Here is a 17,613-nt window from a genome sequence, read left to right as displayed (position 1 = left end):
ACCCCCGGTTCATGTGATCCATCCCACAGTTTGGTCGGGTCCGTCACCCTCCTGTGACCTCTAGGCTTGCGCAGGAAGTTGGCAGTCGAATTTCGCACCCTCCGGGCACCGCCCGCGAAACGGTGACGGGCCCGAGGGAGTTGGTGCGGTGCGCATCGGTCGACGGTGGAAGCGGGTACTGATCGGAGCGTTCGCGGGCTGCGCCGTGCTCGTCGACGCCGGTGCGGCGGCCGCCCAGGCGGCGGCCTCCACCGAGCAGTTGGCGATCTCCACGCCCCCGGCCGGCAGCGCCGCCTGGGTCCAGGACCACTCCTTCGGCCGCACCCTGCCCGACCCGGCCACCACCAGCCCGGCCGCCGCGGCCGAGTTCTTCGCCTCGCTCGCCCCCACCGAGCTGGACCGGCTGATCAAGGACTACCCGCTGGTCGTCGGCAACTACGACGGCGCCCCGCTGGACCTGCGCTACCGCGCCAACAAGATCGCGCTGACCGCCGAACGCGACCGCGCCCTCGCCCGGTCCACCGACCAGAAGCTCGACTCCGAAACCCGCGACCTGGCCGTTTCCCGCGCCAACGACGTCGCGCACCTGCTCGCCCCCGACCGCCAGATCCTGGCCTTCGACCCGCGCGGCCGCGGCCTGATCACCGAGGTGTGGGGCGACCTCGCGGACGCCGAGCGGATCTCCGTCATCGTCCCCGGCTCGGACGCCGACCTCGGCCACTTCGACCAGTCGGCCGAACCGCTGCGCGGCCCGGCCGGGATGGCCCGCGCGCTGTTCGCCGAGGAGCAGCGGCAGGACCCGGGCACCCGCACCGCGGTGATCGCCTGGACCGGCTACGTCACCCCGTCCGGCCTCGGCCCGGACGCCGTCACCTCCCGGCTCGCCGACGTCGCCGCGCCCCGGTTGCAGCGACTGCTGGCCGGGCTGCACGAGACCACCCGGCCGGACGCGCCCCCGGCGCTGCTCTGCCACTCGTACGGCTCGGTGGTGTGCGGCAACGCCGCCCCCGAGATCCCGCGCGCGGCCGCCTCGCCCTCCGACACCTCCGGCGTCACGGACATGATGGTGTTCGGCAGCCCCGGCATGGGCGTGCAGAGCACCAGCGAACTGGGCTCCGGCGTGCACGTCTGGGCCACCCGCAACCCCAGCGACTGGATCGGCAACGTCCCGTACCTGGAGGTCGGCGGCCTCGGCCACGGCGCCGACCCGACCTCGAGCGGCTTCGGCTCCGAGCAGATCTCCTCGGCCCGCTCCTCCGGGCACAACGGCTACTTCGCCGAGGGCACCGACAGCCTGCACAACTTCGCGGCGATCTCGCTCGGCCGCTACCAGGACGTCGTCCGGCAGACCTCCGGCTCCTGAACCGCTACTCGTAGAGACGCAGGGCCTCCGCCGCCGCCCGGGCCAGCTCCCGCCGGGCGGCGGGCGGGGAGAGCACCTCGACCTCCGCGCCGAAGGCGAGCAGCGCGCGGACGGCCGCCGCGGACGGGAAGGCCATCGCCACCTCGACCCACTCCTCGACCGGCCCGGCGCAGGGGCTCGGGGGCTGGGCGGTGACCCGCCCGCCGTGGATCCGGACGAACATGTCCAGCCGCCCGCGCCGGACCCGCACCCGCACCGGAAGTTCCTTCGGCAGCCGCTCCACCTGCTCGCGCAGCACCCCCCAGACGGCGGCCAGCCCCACCCCGGGGCGGCGGCGCACCGGCTCCTCGATGGTCTCGGCGACCAGCACCCGGTCGGCCCGGAACAGCCGGGGCTCGCCGTGCAGGTCGGCCACCAGGTACCAGACCGCGGCCTTGCTCACCAGGCCGTACGGATCGACCAGGTACTCCACCGGCGCGGGCGTGCCGCTGTGCCGGTAGCGCAGCCGCAGCCGCCGGTCGGCGAAGACGGCGTACTGCAGCTCACCCAGGTCCGGCCCACCGGCGGGCCAACCCGTCGCGGACGACTGGTTCCAGCGGGCCGGGTCGACCAGGATCCGCTCGCTGATCCGCTCGGCGGCCGGGCGGTGCGGGGCCGGCAGCGCGGCCATCACCTTGCGCAGCGCCGAGCCGAGCGCGCCGTCCAGCCCGAGGTCGCTGTGCGCGCCCTGGGCGGAGAGGACGAACAGCGCGCGGGCCTCGTCCGCGGTCAGCCCGGTGACGTCGGTGCGGTAGCCGGGCAGCAGGCTGATGCCGCCGTGCCGGCCGCGTTCGGTGAACACCGGCACGCCGGCGGCGGAGAGCGACTCCACGTCCCGGTAGATGGTGCGGACGGACACCTCCAGCCGGTCGGCCAGTTCGGTGGCGGGCACCCGGCCGCGGGTCTGGAGCAGGAGCAGGATCGAGAGCAGGCGGTCGGCCTTCATGACGGAAGAATCCCAGAAATCCTGACGGCGGTTGTCAGGTTTTACTGGGAGATTGCTCTCCGAGGACGAAACCCGTTCCGCCATAAGGGAGCTGACGACCCATGACCAACCACCAGGACCCGCGCCCGCAGTACCTGCTCGCCCTCGGCCAGCTGGAGAAGCTGTTCGCCGAGGTCACCCCGGAGGCGCTCGACCGCCCCACCCCCTGCACCGAGTTCACGCTGCGGCAGCTGCTCAACCACGTGGTCGGCGGCGTCCACCGCTGTGCGTACATGGGTGAGGGCGGCTGGGCCGACGACGTCCTGCCCGGCATCGTGGACCAGGCCGACGACGCCTGGCCGGCCGCCCTGGAGCGGGCCCGCGCCCGGGTCGCCGCCGCCTGGGCCGACGACGCCAAGCTGGAGCGCCCGACCCACGCGCCCTGGGGTGTCGTGCCCGGCCAGATCGCGCTCGGCGGCTACGTGATGGAGGTCGTCACCCACTCCTGGGACATCGCCCGGACCCTCGACACCGGGTTCCAGCTGGACGAGGGCCTGTCGCACACCGCGCTGGCCATCGCCCAGGCCGTCCTCCCGGCCGAGCAGCGCGGCGGTCCGGTCCCGTTCGAAGCGGTGCAGCCGGTCTCCGAGGACGCCGACGTGCACACCCGCCTCGCCGCCTTCCTGGGCCGCGCGGTCTGATCCCGGCCCGTCCACCGGCAGGCCGACGGGGCCGGCGAGCGGTACGACACCGCTCACCGGCCCCGCCCGGCCGGGCTACTCGCGCCCGACCTGGGTGAACGCCATGTCGGAGTAGCGCTCGCCCGCCACCCGGCCCGACACCGGCTCCAGCAGGGCGAGTTCGGCGTCGTCCAGGCGCAGCGTCGCGGCCGCGGTGTTCTCGGCCAGCCGCTCCCGCCGACGGGTGCCCGGGATCGGCACGACCGTCAGGCCGTGCACCTCGGCCCGCTGGTGCACCCAGGCCAGCGCGACCTGCGCCAGGCTCACCCCGCGCGCCGACGCGATCTCCCGCAGCGGCGCCAGCAGTTCGGTGTTGGCCGCCGCGTTGTCGCCGGTGAAGCGCGGCTGGGTGCGCCGGACGTCGTCCGCCGCGAGCTGCTCGGCGGCCGCGAAGGCACCGGTCAGGAAGCCCCGCCCGAGCGGCGAGTACGGCACGAAGGCGATGCCCAGCTCGGCCGCGGCCGGCACCAGCGAACGCTCGACGTCCCGGGCGAACACCGACCACTCGGACTGCACGGCGGCGATCGGGTGGATCGCGTGCGCCTCGCGCAGCTCCGCGCCGGTCACCTCGGACAGGCCGAGGTGGCGCACCTTGCCCGCCTTGACCAGCTCGGCCATGGTGCCGACCGAGTCCTCCAGCGGCACCGCCGGGTCGCGCCGGTGCATGTAGTAGAGGTCGATCACGTCCACGCCGAGGCGGCGCAGCGAGGCGTCCACGGCGGTCCGGATGTGCGCCGGGTCGTTGCTGATGCCCCGGTAGCCCGGGTCCTCCTCCTTGCGGACGAGCGCGAACTTGGTGGCGAGCACCACCCGGTCGCGGTTGGCCCGGACGAAGGGGCCGATGAACTCCTCGTTGCGGCCGAAGCCGTAACCGTCGGCGGTGTCGTACAGGGTGACGCCGGCCGCCAGGGCGGCGTCCAGGGTGGCGAGCGCCTCGGCCGGGTCGGTCGGGCCGTAGAAGTCGCTCATGCCCATGCAGCCGAGACCCTGGACTCCTACGGTCGGGCCGTCGGTGCCGAGCTGCGCGGTGGGAAGGGCGGGGACGGTCATGCGCTCTGCTTCTTCTCTCTGCTGGCTGATCGTGGCGGGCTAGTCGTGGTGGCAGATCGCCGGCCCGTCGGCGGCGGCGATCCGCCCGGCGTACAGGTCGATCTTGTAGTCGAGGACGGCGAGGGTGGCCTGGAGGTCGGCGATCCGCTGCCGGACCTCCTCGCGCTGGTCGACCAGCAGCTGCCGGCGCGCCTCGAAGGTCCGCTCACCCTGGCGGGCCATCTCCACGTACCGGAGCATGTCGGCCACCGGCATGCCGGTCAGCCGCAGCCGGCCGAGGAAGGCCAGCCGGTGCAGGTCGGCGTCGCTGTAGCGGCGCTGGCCACCGGCCGCGCGGTCGACCGGGTCGAGCAGGCCGATCCGTTCGTACCAGCGCAGGGTGTGGGCGGTCAGTCCGCTGGCCGCCGCGACCTCGCTGATGGTGTGCCGGGGCGTCCGGTCCGGATCGCCGACCGGGCGGCTGTACACCTCGGTACAGCTCCGCAGGTCGAGCTCAACGGGCGCGAGCGTGGCCATGATCGGTTCCCCCTGTGGTGAGCGGTGACAACGACGCTAACGAGTTGGAGTGCACTCCAAGCAAGCCTTCCATCCGGGTGCTCACGCCACCCTCCCCCAGCCTCCGGCCGGGAGGTACCCCCAATCCGCTTCCGACTAGAGTCGGGCGCATGGAGAGCTTGCGGATGATCGACAACTGGCCGGTGCCCCGTGCCGCGGCGGCCGTGGTCCGGGGGGCGGACGGCGCGGTGCTGGGCGCGCACGGGCCGCAGCGGCACCTGTTCCCGCTGGCCTCGGTGACCAAGCTGCTCACCTCGTACGCCGCGCTGGTCGCGGTCGAGGAGGGCGTCTTCGAGCTGGACGACCCGGCCGGGCCCGCGGGCTCGACCGTGCGCCACCTGCTCGCGCACACCTCCGGCCTGGGCTTCGACGAGGACCGGGTGTTCGGCGAGCCGGGCAAGCGCCGGCTGTACTCCAACGCGGGTTTCGACGCGCTGGCGGCCGCGCTCGCCACGGCCGCCGGGATCGAGTTCTCCCGGTACGTCGCCGAGGCGGTCTTCCAGCCGCTGGGCATGCACGACACCCTGATCAACACCGCGCACAAGTCCCCGGCCGGCGCCGGCGGCCTGTCCACCGTCGCGGACCTGGTCCGCTTCGCCGCCGAGCTGCAGTCCCCCAAGCTGCTGGACCCGTCCACGCTCCGCCGGGCCACCCGCGAGGTCGCCTTCCCGGGCACCAGCGGCGTGCTGCCCGGGTTCGGGCACCGCCGCCCGAACGACTGGGGTCTCGGCTTCGAGATCCGCGACGGCAAGGCGCCGCACTGGACCGGCACCACCAACTCCCCGGCCACCTTCGGCCACTTCGGCCAGTCCGGCACCTTCCTGTGGGTCGACCCGGAGGCGGGCGTGGCCTGCGTCGCGCTCACCGACCAGGACTTCGGCCCGTGGGCCGCCGAGGTCTGGCCGCAGCTCAGCGACGCCGTCCTCGCCGAGCTGCGCTAGAACGCAGCACTCAGCCGTACGAGACCGGCGAGTACATCTCCCAGAGCAGGAGCTGCGCGCCGGCCTCCCCGGCCGTCGGGTCGACGAAGGCCTCGCCGGTGATCCGCACGCTGTCCCCCGGCGCCATCGAGCGGCCCTCGCCCTTCGGCCCGGGCACCGTCCGGTAGCCGAGCGCACCGGCCGTCAGGTGGGCGTATCGCCAGGGGGCGTCCGGCAGTCGGGGCAGCGGCTGCCACGGCCCCGCGGTCGCCAGCCAGAGCGCGGCGTCGCTGCGGCGCAGCCGCAGGGTGTCGGCACCGGCGTCGCGGTCGAGCCCGGAGGCGAGCAGCGTCAACCCGCCGTCGGCCGGTTCCACCCGGCGCAGACCGTACGCCGGGGGCGCGTCGAACACGTCCGGCTGGAGCCACATCTGGACGAAGCGGACCGGGCCCTCGGCGCCGCCGACGTTGCGTTCGGTGTGGCTGACCCCGGAGCCCGCGCTGAGGTGCTGAACCATCCCGGGGCGGACCACCCCGCTGTGGCCGTGCGAGTCCCGGTGCGCCAGCGCGCCCTCCAGCACCCAGGTGAGGATCTCGGTGTCCCGGTGCCGATGCTCCTCGAACCCGGCGCCCGGGGCGAGGAGTTCCTCGTTGCACGCGAGCAGCGCGCCGAAGTGCGTGTTCCTCGGGTCGTAGTGCCCGGAGAAGGAGAACGCGTGGCGGGTCTCGACACCCTCGGCCGGGGTGGAGAGGTAGCGCTCGGCGGTGCGGCGCTGGTCGGCTCGGGGGCGGGCGGCGGCGTCGGTCACGGGCCCCACGGTAGCGCGGCCACTCCCGACTGTGACCATTGCCACCGTGCCGGTCCGCCGGGGGTTGTGCACGAGCAGTCACTCGGGTGAGGCAGTCTTGTCCTTGTGCCAGCCGCCTCCGCGAACGCCAAGAGCGAACCCACCCCCACACCCGAGCCGACCGGGAAGGGCCCCGCACCCAAGCCCGGCCGCGACCGACCCGGCCGCTCGGCGCCCCGGCTGACCGCCCAGGAGCGCAGAAACGCCGCCGAGCGCGCCGAGCGCCGCGCGGCGACGCTCAAGCGGCTGGAGAAGTCCTCCGGCAAGCTGGCCACCGCCGCGATCTCGCGGATGGACGACCAGCTCGGCTGGTACCGCCGGATGCCGCCGGAGCACCGCTCCTGGATCGGCCTGGTCGCCCAGGCAGGCATCGCCGCCTTCACCGAGTGGTACCGCCACCCGGACACCGCGCAGGCGATCTCCACCGACGTCTTCGGCACCGCCCCCCGCGAGCTGACCAGGGCGATCACCCTGCGCCAGACCGTCGAGCTGATCCGCACCACGATCGAGGTGATGGAGGAGGCCATCGAGGAGGTGGCCGCACCGGGCGACGAGGCGGACATGCGCGAGTCGGTGCTGGTCTACGCCCGCGAGATCGCCTTCGCCACCGCCCAGGTCTACGCCCAGGCCGCCGAGGCGCGCGGCGCGTGGGACGCCCGGCTGGAGGCGCTGGTCGTCAACTCGCTGCTGTCCGGTGACGCGGACGAGGGCGTGCTGTCCCGGGCCGCGGCACTCGGCTGGGGCCAGCCGAGCCAGGTCCGGGTGGTGATGGGCAGCGCGCCGGACGGCGACAGCGAGCTGGTGGTCGAGGCGATCCGCCGGGCCGCCCGGTACGCGAAGCTGCACGTGCTGACCGGGGTGCTGGGCAAGCGCCTGGTGGTGGTGGTCGGCGGGGACAAGGAACCGGTGCACGCGGCCCGGGCGCTGATCGGCCAGTTCGCGCCGGGCCCGGTGGTGGTCGGCCCGACCGTGCCGGACCTGCTCTCGGCGACCCGTTCGGCGCACGCCGCCGCGGCCGGTCTGCGGGCCTGCGCCGCCTGGCCGGACGCCCCCCGCCCGGTGCTCGCCGACGACCTGCTGCCCGAGCGGGCGCTGGCCGGCGACCTGGCGGCCCGCCGCCAGCTGGTGGAGGAGATCTACACACCGCTGGACGAGGCCGGTTCAGCGCTGCTGGAGACGCTGAGCGTCTACCTGGAGCAGGCGTCCTCGCTGGAGGGTGCGGCCCGGATGCTCTTCGTCCACCCCAATACGGTGCGCTACCGGCTTCGACGTGTGACCGACGTCACGGGGTACGCCCCGTCCGACGTACGTTCGGCATTCACGCTGCGGATCGCACTGGCCCTCGGTCGGCTGAGCGCCGCCGGGGAGCCGAGTTGAGCCCGATGTAGGGACCTTACAATCCCGGATGGTTTTCTTCGTTACCGTCGCCTACCCGCCCCCGGGCGCCTGGCGAGAGAGGGTTGAACCGTGCTCGTAATCGTCGCCCCTGGACAGGGTGCTCAGACCCCCGGTTTCCTCAGCCCCTGGCTGGAGCTCGACGGTGTCGCCGACCGCCTGCGTGGCTGGTCGGAGGTCGCCGGGCTCGACCTGGTGCACGCCGGTACCGAGGCGTCCGCCGAGGAGATCAAGGACACCGCCGTCGCCCAGCCGCTGCTGGTCGCCGCCGGCCTGATGACCGCGCGTGAGCTGTTCCCGGACGAGGACGCCGCCCGCAAGCTGGTCGGCGCCGTGGCCGGCCACAGCGTCGGTGAGATCACCGCCGCCGCCGGTGCCGGGGTGCTCGACGCCCGCGACGCGCTGGCCTTCGTCCGTGAGCGCGGCCAGGCGATGGCCGAGGCCGCGGCCGTCACCGAGACCGGCATGATCGCCGTGCTCGGCGGCGATCCGGAGGCCGTCGCGGCGAAGCTGGCCGAGCACGGCCTGACCGCGGCCAACAACAACGGCGGCGGCCAGATCGTCGCCGCCGGCACGCTGGCCCAGCTGGAGGCGCTGAAGGCGGACCCGCCGGCCGGCGCCAAGCTGATCGCCCTGAAGGTGGCCGGCGCCTTCCACACCGAGCACATGGCCCCGGGTGTCGAGCGGCTGGCCAAGCTGGCCCCGACCCTGACCGTGGCCGACCCCCAGGTCCGCTACGTCTCCAACAAGGACGGCGGTGTCGTCACCACCGGCGCCGAGGTGCTGAGCCGGCTGGTGTCGCAGGTCTCCAACCCGGTCCGCTGGGACCTCTGCATGGAGACCCTGGGGCAGCTGGGCGCGACCGCGGTCATCGAACTGTCCCCCGCGGGCACCCTCACCGGACTGGTCAAGCGCAACCTCAAGGGTGTGGCCACGCTTGCCCTCAAGACCCCCGCCGACCTCGACAAGGCCCGTGCCCTGGTCGAGGAGCACGGCGGGTCGGATCAGGAGAACGAGGCATGAGCAAGCCGCAGATCCGCCCGGCCACCGGCGCGCAGTTCTCGCGCATCCTCGGGGTGGGCGGCTACCGCCCGGTCCGGGTGATCCCCAACGCCGAGGTGCTGGAGTGGATCGACTCCTCGGACGAGTGGATCCGCACCCGCAGCGGGATCGCCGAGCGCCGCTGGGCCGGCCCCGAGGAGACCGTCGCCGAGATGTCGGTGCAGGCCGCCGGCAAGGCGATCGCGCAGGCCGGGATCTCCCCCGACCAGATCGGCGGCGTGATCGTCGCGACCGTCTCGCACCTCAAGCAGACCCCGGCGATCGCCACCGAGATCGCCGAGCGGCTGGGCGCCGGCAAGGCCCCCGCCTTCGACATCTCGGCCGCCTGCGCCGGCTTCGGCTACGGCCTGGGCCTGGCCGACGGCATGATCCGCGGCGGCAACGCCGAGTACGTGCTGGTCATCGGTGTCGAGCGGCTCAGCGACCTGACCGACCAGTCGGACCGCTCGACCGCGTTCATCTTCGGCGACGGCGCCGGCGCCGCGATCGTCGGCCCCTCCGACACTCCCGGCATCGGCAAGGTGATCTGGGGTTCGGACGGCTCGCAGTCGAACGTCATCTCGCAGACCCACGCCTGGGACACCGCCTTCGCCAAGCCCGACGCGGTCAACGGCGCGGGCGAGGAGGCCCGGTGGCCGGCCCTGCGGATGGAGGGCCAGGCGGTCTTCCGCTGGGCGGTGTGGGAGATGGCCAAGGTGGCCCAGCAGGCGCTGGACGCCGCCGGGATCACCGCCGACCAGCTCGGCGCGTTCATCCCGCACCAGGCCAACATGCGCATCACCGACGCCATGATCAAGGCCCTGAAGCTGCCCGACACGGTCCCGGTCGCCCGCGACATCTCCGAGACCGGCAACACCTCCGCGGCCTCCATCCCGTTGGCGATGGAGCGCATGCTGGAGAGCGGTGAGGCCCGCAGCGGCGACCTGGCGCTGATCATCGGGTTCGGGGCGGGTCTCGTCTATGCCGCGGCAGTCGTTACGCTCCCCTAGGCGCGTTTCGCCCCATCCGTTCCAAAAAGCCTGCGTCCGGCCGCCGGTCGGACGCGCTCAACACCGAAGAGGAGTAGCCAGTATGGCTAAGGACAAGGCCGAGGTCCTGGAAGGTCTCGCCGAGATCGTCAACGAGATCGCCGGTATCCCGACCGAGGACGTCGAGTTCGACAAGTCCTTCACCGACGACCTGGACGTCGACTCGCTGTCCATGGTCGAGGTCGTCGTGGCCGCCGAGGAGCGCTTCGACGTCAAGATCCCGGACGACGAGGTCAAGAACCTGAAGACCGTCGGCGACGCGGTGGACTACATCATCGCCAACAGCTGAGCGATCGACCCGTTCGATCCGCACAGCGCGTCCGACGTGCCCTCCGCACCGGACGGCTGACCGTCGGTCCGGCTCCCCGAGCCGGCCGACCCGCCGGCCGGGACGCCCCACCGGGCGCCCGGCCGGACCCTTCCTCGGCTCGCCGCCGACCCCGCACAACGTGAGAGAAGAAGAAACCAGTGACCGCTGAAAACCGTACCGTGGTCGTCACGGGTATCGGCGCCTTCACGCCGCTGGGCGGCGACGCCGCCACCACCTGGGAGAACCTGGTCGCCGGGCGCTCCGGAGTGGCGGCCCTGACCGAGGAGTGGGCCGAGGAGCTGCCGGTCAAGATCGCCGCGCGCACCGCGATCGAGCCGGGCGAGATCCTGCCGCGCCCGCTGGCCCGCAAGCTGGACCGCTCCGCGCAGTTCGCGCTGATCGCCGCCCGCGAGGCCTGGGCCGACGCCGGCTACGAGACCCCGGCCACCGACGAGTCCTCCAAGCTCGCCCCCGAGCGCCTGGGCGCCGTCATCGCCTCCGGCATCGGCGGCGTGACCACCCTCCTCGACCAGTACGACGTGCTGAAGGAGAAGGGCGCCCGCAAGGTCTCCCCGCACACCGTCCCGATGCTGATGCCCAACTCCCCGGCGGCCAACGTCGGTCTGGAGGTCGGCGCCCGCGCGGGTGTGCACACCCCCGTCTCCGCCTGCGCCTCCGGCGCCGAGGCGATCGGCTACGCGATCGAGATGATCCGCAGCGGCCGCGCCGACGTCGTGGTGGCCGGCGGCACCGAGGCCGCGGTCCACCCGCTGCCGATCGCCGCCTTCGCCAACATGATGGCGATGTCGAAGAACAACGACGAGCCCGAGCGCGCCTCCCGCCCGTACGACAAGGCCCGCGACGGCTTCGTGCTGGGCGAGGGCGCCGGCGTGGTCGTGCTGGAGTCGGTCGAGCACGCCGAGGCGCGCGGCGCCCGGATCTACTGCGAGGCCGTGGGCCAGGGCCTGTCCTCGGACGCCCACCACATCGCCCAGCCCGAGCCGACCGGCGCCGGCGTGGCCCGCGCGCTGGCCGACCTGTTCGAGCGCAACACCCTGGACAAGGCCGAGATCGTGCACGTCAACGCGCACGCCACCTCGACCCCGCAGGGTGACACCGCCGAGCTGAAGGCGCTGCGCAAGGAGCTCGGCGACGACCTCGACCACATCGCCATCTCGGCGACCAAGTCGATGACCGGCCACCTGCTGGGCGGCGCCGGCGGCATCGAGACCGTCGCCACCGTGCTGGCGCTGTACCACCGGATCGCCCCGCCGACCATCAACGTCGAGGAGCTGGACGACGACGTGGACGCGGACATCGTGCGCGGCGAGGCCCGCACGCTGCCCGAGGGCCGGATCGCGGCGCTGAACAACTCGTTCGGCTTCGGCGGCCACAACGTGGTGCTGGCCTTCCGCACCCGCTGACCCAACGCACCGCGAGGGGCCGGCGCTCTCCCCGAGAGCGCCGGCCCCTTCGTCGTGCCACCGGTCCGGTCGCGTCCGGCCGGATCAGACCACCTGGTGCAGCCAGCGCACCGGAGCCCCCTCGCCGGCGTACCGGAACGGCTCCAGCTCGTCGTCCCAGGGCTTGCCGAGCAGCCGGGCGATCTCGGCCTCCAGGTCGGCGCCCTCGCTACGGGCCCGCAGCAGGACGGCGCGCAGCCGGTCCTCGGGGATCAGGATGTCGCCGTGGATGCCCGTGACGGCGTGGAAGATGCCGAGCGTGGGTGTGCTGCTGTACCGCTCCCCCTCCGCCGTGGCGCAGGGCTCGCTGGTGACCTCGTACCGCATCAGCTGCCAGCCGCGCAGCGCGGAGGCGAGCTTCGAGGCCGTACCGGGCTCCCCCTGCCAGGAGAGCTCGGCCCGCCAGTGCCCGGGCGCGGCCGGCTGGCGGATCCAGTCCAGGCTCACCCGCACACCGAGCACCCCTGCGACGGCCCACTCGACGTGCGGGCACAGCGCGCGGGGCGCGGAGTGGATGTAGAGAACTCCACGTGTCGTCACCGGGACCTCCAGGCTGTGGACGAGGGTCGCCTTCCCCAGCTGCCTCGTGCCTGCAGTTGATCCACAGTTACCCACGTTAGCCGACATTAAGCCACTAAATTGAGCAAAACGGACAGGCTTTCGCTCAATGCTAGTCGAATCCCCAACGAGGTCTACCCCTCGGCCGGATCTCTCCCCCGAACGGCCCCATCGCGAGGCGGGACCACCGTACCGCGCCGTCCCGCACGATGGCTGACGCACTTTCGGATCCGGCCGGAATGCGGTAGTGCGGCCGGATCTCCTGCGCCCGACTGCGAACCTTCCGAAGCGAACCGCCCCGCGGCCCGGGCGGGCGGCGGGGCGGGTCAGCGGCTCCTGACGCGGGGTCAGCCGTCCAGGCGGACGACCATCTTGCCGGTGTTGACGCCGCGCAGCAGGTCGAGGAAGGCCTCGGCGGCGTGCTCGAAACCGTCCACCACGGTCTCCTCGGGGCGCAGCTCGCCGGACTGCAGCCAGCCGGCCACCTCGGCCACGAACTGCGGCTGAAGCGCCGCGTGGTCGCCCACCAGCATGCCCTCCAGGCGCAGTCGCTTGCCGATCGCCAGCGCGAGGTTGCGCGGGGCGGCGGGCGCGGCGGTCTCGTTGTACTGGGCGATGGCACCGCAGAGCACCGCGCGGCCGTGCACGCCCAGCGCGCCGATCGCGGCCTCCAGGTGCTCGCCGCCGACGTTGTCGAAGTAGAGGTCGATGCCGTCCGGGGCGACCCGGGCCAGCTGCTCGGCGACCGGGCCGTCCTTGTAGTTGAAGGCCGCGTCGAAGCCGTAGTCGTCCACCAGCTTGGCGACCTTCTCCGCCGAGCCGGCCGAACCGACCACCAGCGAGGCGCCCTTGAGCCGGGCGATCTGGCCGACCATGCTGCCGACCGCGCCGGCCGCGCCGGAGACGAAGACCTTGTCGCCCTCCTTGAGGCCGCCGACCGCGAGCAGTCCGGCGTAGGCGGTCAGCCCGGTCATGCCGAGCACGCCGAGGTAGGCGGAGAGCGGCGCGGCGGCCGGGTCGACCTTGACCGCGCGGCGGGCGTCCACGGTGGCGTACTCGCGCCAGCCGAGCCCGTGCAGCACCGCGTCGCCCGGGGCGAAGCCCTCGGCCTCGGAGGCGACCACGTAGCCGACGGCGCCGCCGTCCATGGCCTGGCCGAGCTGGAACGGCGGGACGTAGGACTTCACGTCGTTCATCCGGCCGCGCATGTACGGGTCGACGGAGAGGTAGGCGTTGCGGACCAGGATCTCGCCCGGGCCGGGGGTCTTGACCGGGGCCTCGACGAGGGCGAAGTCGGTCGGCACCGGCCAGCCCTGCGGGCGGGCGGCGAGGTGCCATTCGCGGGCGGTCGCGGGCGCTGCCTGGTCTGCCATGGGGTGCTCCTTGTGGTTCCGGCACATGAAAGGTTGAGCAACTGAAGTAACGATGGACATGAAAGGTTCACGTTGTCAACTTTTCAGGCTAAAGTGGGTGCATGGACATCCAGTCGGCCCAGGTCGCCACGCCACAGTCCGCACAGTCCGCCACGTCCGCGCCGTCCGAGCAGCCCGACGAGATCACCCGTGAGGTCGTCGACCTGATGGCCGGGCTCGTCGCGCTCTTCCACCGCGAGTACGAGGAGGCCGCCGCCGCCCGCTCGCTCACCGGTGCCCAGGCCAAGGTGCTCGCCCTGCTCCGGCGCGGCCCCATGCCGATGCGCCACATCGCCCAGACGCTCAGCTGCGAGCCGTCCAACATCACCGGGATCGTCGACCGGCTGGAGGCCCGCGGCTTCGTCACGCGGGAGGCCGACCGGCAGGACCGCCGGGTCAAGCTGGTCGCCGCCACCGACAGCGGCACCGCCGCCTCCGAGGAGCTGCGCGAGTCGCTGAACTTCGCCCGCGAGCCGCTGGCCGCCCTCGACCCGGACGAGCGGGCGGTGCTGCGCGACCTGCTCCGGCGGATGCTCACGGGCGCCACCGCCCCCGGGGCGTGAGCAGCATCACAGCCCCCTGCGGCGAACCCGACCCCCGTCGGAGGTAACCGAACAGTTCCCCGGAACGTCTAACGTTCGAGCCATCGAACACTGAAGACGGAAGACGGGGGGCGCGGAAGGATGAGCAGCGGCACGCGCAGGCGTCGCTACCTTCGGACCGCCATCGGCCTGGCCGCCGTCCTGGTGCTGTCCGTGGTGGGCGCCGGAGCCTGGTTCTACCACCGGCTGGACAGCAACATCACCACCTTCGACCCGGGCGGCGTCGCCACCGAGCGCCCGCCGGCGCCGGTGCCGGCCAGCCCCGGCGCCGCCGTACCGGTCAACGTCCTGGTGCTGGGCTCGGACACCCGGGACGACGGCAACGACGCGATCGGCGGCGGCGAGGAGGGCGTCGGCCACTCCGACACCGCGATGCTGGTGCACGTCTACGCCGACCACAAGCACGCCGTCGGCGTCTCCATACCCCGGGACACCCTGGTCACCGTCCCGTCCTGCAAGCTGCCGAGCGGCAAGTGGACCGCGCCCCGGACCAACCAGATGTTCAACTCGGCCTTCACCGTCGGCGAGTTCCCCAAGGGCAACCCGGCCTGCACCCAGAACACCGTGGAGGCGCTGACCGGCCTGCGGATCGACCACACCATCGTGGTCGACTTCAAGGGCGCGGCCGCGATGACCGACGCGATCAACGGTGTGGACGTCTGCGTCCCCAACGACGTCGACTCGCACGGCATCCACCTCAAGAAGGGCATGCAGAAGCTCGCCGGGCAGCCCGCCGTGGACTACCTGCGGGCCCGGTACGGCTTCGGCGACAACTCCGACATCGGGCGGATGAAGCGCCAGCAGGCCTTCGTCTCCTCGATGATCCGCAAGGTGCAGAACCAGGGCTTCTCGCTGCCCACGCTGCTGCCGCTGGCCGACGCGGCCACCCGCTCGCTCACCGTGGACGAGGGGCTGGGCACCGCCATGAAGCTGGTGGACTTCGCCCGCTCGCTGGAGGACATCAAGCTCTCCGACATCACCTTCGTCACCGCGCCCTGGCGCTTCGCCGGTGAGCGGGTCCAGCTGGTGCAGCCGGACGCCGACACGCTGTGGCGGCTGCTGCGCGAGGACCGCACCCTGGACGGTCAGGGCACCGCCGGCACCGGCACCCCGGCGCCCGCCCCCACCGTGCCCGGCGCCACCGGCACCGCCTCGCCGGGCACCCCGGGCACCCCGCTCGGGCCGCTCGCGCCCGAGCAGGCCGCCGCGCCGGTGGTCGTGGTCAACGGCGTCGGCACCTCGGGCCTGGCGACCTCCGGCGCGCAGACGCTGCGCGCCCGGGGCTTCCAGAACGTCTCGCTCGGCCCCGTCACCGGCGGGCGGCTGACCACCGAGGTCGCGTACGACCCGGCCCTGAAGGCCGTCGCCGACCAGGTCGCGGCCGTCTTCCCGGGGGCGCGGACGGTCGAGGACCCGGGCTCGGAGACGGTCACCGTCACCCTCGGCCGGGACTACCGGCCGACCGCCGGCACCCGGCTGGACTCGGTGGGCACCGACCCGGCCGCCTCGCCCTCCCCCTTCGCGACGGACGGCTCCACGCCCTCGGCCGGTCCCTCCACCACGGCCGGGCCGGGCAACGGCCCCAGCAGCGGCCCCAGCGGGGTCCCCACCGGGATAGCCGAGAACTCCCGCGGCGCCGACACCGACCCGTGCGCCAACCTGACCTTCGGGTGAGCGGGCCCGCCCTCGGGTGAACGCCGGCGCCCGCGCCGGGCCGGCAGGGCCCGGCTCCGAGCTCCCCGCAGGCGGGGGTGCCGGAGGCGGGCCGCTACGCGGGGTCGGGCACGCCGGTGACCACGGCGGTCAGGCGGGTGCCGGGCGGGAAGGCGCCGGCGGTGGCCAGGGCGGTCAGCGCGGCCAGCAGCTTGGCGACGTACCGGCGTTCCAGCGGGACGCCGTGGCGGCGCTCGAACCCCTCGGCGAAGGCGGCCAGTTCGGCGGGGACCTTGCCGTAGCCGCCGCCGTGGTGCCCGTGGTCGATCCGCCAGTTGCCGAACTCCCGCCCGTAGGCGGCCCGGTGGAGCCGGGCGACCTCCTCCTCCAGGTAGCCCTCGCCGCCGCGCAGCACGGCCACCCCGAGCGCCCGCGCGCCCGGCGGCAGCCCGGCCGCGATGCCGGCCAGGGTGCCGCCGGTGCCGACCGGGCAGCAGACCAGGTCGCGGGCGCCGAGGTCGGGCAGTTCGGCCGGGATGACCGCCGCGCCGGTCACCGCCAGGGCGTTGGAGCCGCCCTCCGGGAGCACCAGGCAGGGCCCCCAGCGCCGCTGGAGGCCCTCGCCCGGCGTGGCGCCACCCGCCCGGCCGGTGGCCTCGCGGTACTCCGCGCGGGTCAGGAACTCCAGTCGCATCCCGGCCCGCTCGGCCGCCCGCAGCGACCAGTTGCGCGGGCGGTCGGCCAGCTCCTCGCCCCGGACCAGCCCGACGCTCTCCAGCCCGAGCGCCCCGGCCGCGGCGGCGACCGCCCGCAGGTGGGTCGAGTACGCGCCGCCGAAGGTCAGCAGCCGGGTGTGGCCCTGCGCGACGGCGGCGGCCAGGTTGGGCGCGAGCTTGCGCCACTTGTTGCCCGGCACGCTCGGGTGCAGCAGGTCGTCACGCTTGAGCCGCAGCTCCACCCCGGCCCGGGCGAGCACCTCGTCGGTGCAGTCCACCAGCGGGGTCGGCAGCAGGGCGGGTTCGAGCATCCGGAAAGCCTACGCGCGCCCGGTCGGGGTGAGCAGCCCGAGGTTGTAGGCGGCGGCCACGGCGGAGGCCCGGTCCTTGACGTCGAGCTTGGCGTAGACGTGGATCAGGTGGGTCTTCACGGTGGCCTCGCTGATGAACAGCCGGGCGGCGGCCTCCCGGTTGGTGGCCCCGGAGGCGACCAGCCCCAGCACCTCCAGCTCGCGCGGGCTGAGCGGCTCCTGGACCGGCGTGCGGACCTGACCGAGCAGCTTGGCGGCGACGGTCGGCGCGATCACCGAGGCGCCCCGGGCGGCCTCCCGGACGGCGTGGAACAGCTCCTCCCGGGCCGCGTCCTTCAGCAGGTACCCGGTGGCGCCGGCCCGGACGGCGGGCAGCACGTCGGCGTCGGTGTCGTAGGTGGTGAGCACCAGGACCCGGCCGGGCAGGCCGCGTTCGGCCATCGTGCGGATCGTGGTGACCCCGTCCATCCGCGGCATCCGCAGGTCCATCAGCACCACGTCCGGGCGCAGCGCCTCGACCAGGACCAGCGCCTCGGCGCCGTCCCCGGCCTCGCCGACCACCTCGAAGCCGGGGGCGGCGGTGAACATGCCGCGCAGCCCGTCCCGGACCACCGGGTGGTCGTCCACCAGCAGCAGTCTGATCGTCGTTCCCTCGTCCACCGCT

At 73.6% G+C, this 17,613-nt stretch carries 18 protein-coding genes; 10 read left to right on the top strand and 8 right to left on the bottom strand.

Features of this window, described 5'->3' with window-relative positions; genetic code table 11:
• Window positions 1–148: 148 nt before the first annotated feature.
• Complete coding sequence (locus tag ABTY15_RS19915; RefSeq protein WP_350592994.1) at window positions 149–1,363, top strand: alpha/beta hydrolase; 1,215 nt, start codon at window positions 149–151, stop codon at window positions 1,361–1,363.
• 4 nt (window positions 1,364–1,367) lie between these two features.
• Here ABTY15_RS19915 and ABTY15_RS19910 read toward each other — a convergent pair whose 3' ends face one another.
• Window positions 1,368–2,348, bottom strand: coding sequence for a helix-turn-helix transcriptional regulator (locus ABTY15_RS19910; RefSeq protein WP_350592987.1), 981 nt, complete (start codon window positions 2,346–2,348; stop codon window positions 1,368–1,370).
• A gap of 101 nt (window positions 2,349–2,449) precedes the next feature.
• Between ABTY15_RS19910 and ABTY15_RS19905 the strand changes: the two genes are divergently transcribed.
• Window positions 2,450–3,028 (top strand): TIGR03086 family metal-binding protein, encoded by a 579-nt coding sequence (locus ABTY15_RS19905; protein ID WP_350592979.1) that lies wholly within the window; start codon window positions 2,450–2,452, stop codon window positions 3,026–3,028.
• 75 nt (window positions 3,029–3,103) lie between these two features.
• Here ABTY15_RS19905 and ABTY15_RS19900 read toward each other — a convergent pair whose 3' ends face one another.
• Window positions 3,104–4,117, bottom strand: coding sequence for an aldo/keto reductase (locus tag ABTY15_RS19900; RefSeq protein ID WP_350592974.1), 1,014 nt, complete (start codon window positions 4,115–4,117; stop codon window positions 3,104–3,106).
• A 39-nt stretch (window positions 4,118–4,156) separates the two neighbouring features.
• Window positions 4,157–4,633 (bottom strand): MerR family transcriptional regulator, encoded by a 477-nt coding sequence (locus ABTY15_RS19895; protein ID WP_350592969.1) that lies wholly within the window; start codon window positions 4,631–4,633, stop codon window positions 4,157–4,159.
• Window positions 4,634–4,782: 149 nt separating this feature from the next.
• Here ABTY15_RS19895 and ABTY15_RS19890 point away from each other — a divergent pair, with 149 nt between their 5' ends.
• Entirely contained in the window at window positions 4,783–5,613 is an 831-nt protein-coding gene (locus ABTY15_RS19890) for a serine hydrolase domain-containing protein (protein ID WP_350592965.1), read from the top strand.
• 10 nt (window positions 5,614–5,623) lie between these two features.
• On the opposite strand, the gene ABTY15_RS19885 is transcribed toward ABTY15_RS19890, so the two are convergent.
• Window positions 5,624–6,400 (bottom strand): pirin family protein, encoded by a 777-nt coding sequence (locus tag ABTY15_RS19885; RefSeq protein ID WP_350592961.1) that lies wholly within the window; start codon window positions 6,398–6,400, stop codon window positions 5,624–5,626.
• Window positions 6,401–6,619: 219 nt separating this feature from the next.
• Between ABTY15_RS19885 and ABTY15_RS19880 the strand changes: the two genes are divergently transcribed.
• From ABTY15_RS19880 to fabF, 5 genes are all read left to right on the top strand, one after another.
• Window positions 6,620–7,816, top strand: coding sequence for a PucR family transcriptional regulator (locus tag ABTY15_RS19880; protein WP_350593257.1), 1,197 nt, complete (start codon window positions 6,620–6,622; stop codon window positions 7,814–7,816).
• 90 nt (window positions 7,817–7,906) lie between these two features.
• The gene (locus ABTY15_RS19875; RefSeq protein WP_350592956.1) at window positions 7,907–8,857 is read left to right on the top strand and encodes an ACP S-malonyltransferase; all 951 of its coding nucleotides are present in this window, start codon (window positions 7,907–7,909) and stop codon (window positions 8,855–8,857) included.
• Complete coding sequence (locus tag ABTY15_RS19870; protein WP_350592949.1) at window positions 8,854–9,885, top strand: beta-ketoacyl-ACP synthase III; 1,032 nt, start codon at window positions 8,854–8,856, stop codon at window positions 9,883–9,885. The genes ABTY15_RS19875 and ABTY15_RS19870 overlap by 4 nt, the downstream gene beginning before the upstream one ends.
• A gap of 82 nt (window positions 9,886–9,967) precedes the next feature.
• Window positions 9,968–10,213, top strand: coding sequence for an acyl carrier protein (locus tag ABTY15_RS19865; RefSeq protein WP_350592942.1), 246 nt, complete (start codon window positions 9,968–9,970; stop codon window positions 10,211–10,213).
• A gap of 179 nt (window positions 10,214–10,392) precedes the next feature.
• Window positions 10,393–11,658 carry a beta-ketoacyl-ACP synthase II gene (gene fabF / locus ABTY15_RS19860; RefSeq protein ID WP_350592936.1) on the top strand — a complete coding sequence of 422 codons (1,266 nt, stop codon included), beginning with the start codon at window positions 10,393–10,395 and terminating at the stop codon, window positions 11,656–11,658.
• An 84-nt stretch (window positions 11,659–11,742) separates the two neighbouring features.
• Here the strand turns inward: fabF and ABTY15_RS19855 are convergent, their stop codons facing one another.
• Together ABTY15_RS19855 and ABTY15_RS19850 are read right to left on the bottom strand one after the other, a co-directional pair.
• Window positions 11,743–12,237, bottom strand: a complete 495-nt coding sequence (locus ABTY15_RS19855; RefSeq protein WP_097238046.1) for a DUF3145 domain-containing protein — start codon at window positions 12,235–12,237, stop codon at window positions 11,743–11,745.
• Between the two features lie 365 nt (window positions 12,238–12,602).
• Window positions 12,603–13,628, bottom strand: a complete 1,026-nt coding sequence (locus tag ABTY15_RS19850) for an NADP-dependent oxidoreductase (RefSeq protein ID WP_350592927.1) — start codon at window positions 13,626–13,628, stop codon at window positions 12,603–12,605.
• Window positions 13,629–13,729: 101 nt separating this feature from the next.
• Here ABTY15_RS19850 and ABTY15_RS19845 point away from each other — a divergent pair, with 101 nt between their 5' ends.
• Together ABTY15_RS19845 and ABTY15_RS19840 are read left to right on the top strand one after the other, a co-directional pair.
• Window positions 13,730–14,230, top strand: a complete 501-nt coding sequence (locus tag ABTY15_RS19845) for a MarR family winged helix-turn-helix transcriptional regulator (RefSeq protein WP_350592923.1) — start codon at window positions 13,730–13,732, stop codon at window positions 14,228–14,230.
• Window positions 14,231–14,350: 120 nt separating this feature from the next.
• Window positions 14,351–15,943: an LCP family glycopolymer transferase gene (locus ABTY15_RS19840; protein ID WP_350592916.1), complete on the top strand. Its 1,593-nt coding sequence runs from the start codon at window positions 14,351–14,353 to the stop codon at window positions 15,941–15,943.
• Window positions 15,944–16,037: 94 nt separating this feature from the next.
• Here the strand turns inward: ABTY15_RS19840 and ABTY15_RS19835 are convergent, their stop codons facing one another.
• Both ABTY15_RS19835 and ABTY15_RS19830 read right to left on the bottom strand, forming a co-directional pair.
• Complete coding sequence (locus ABTY15_RS19835) at window positions 16,038–16,949, bottom strand: 1-aminocyclopropane-1-carboxylate deaminase/D-cysteine desulfhydrase (protein ID WP_350592910.1); 912 nt, start codon at window positions 16,947–16,949, stop codon at window positions 16,038–16,040.
• 9 nt (window positions 16,950–16,958) lie between these two features.
• Window positions 16,959–17,609, bottom strand: coding sequence for a response regulator (locus ABTY15_RS19830; RefSeq protein WP_350592905.1), 651 nt, complete (start codon window positions 17,607–17,609; stop codon window positions 16,959–16,961).
• Window positions 17,610–17,613 lie beyond the last annotated feature (4 nt).

The organism is Kitasatospora sp. NPDC097643, assembly GCF_040302625.1.
Lineage (GTDB): Bacteria > Actinomycetota > Actinomycetes > Streptomycetales > Streptomycetaceae > Kitasatospora.
The sequence above is the reverse complement of the archived record's forward strand: the minus strand, read 5'-3'. Positions and strand labels throughout refer to the sequence as shown.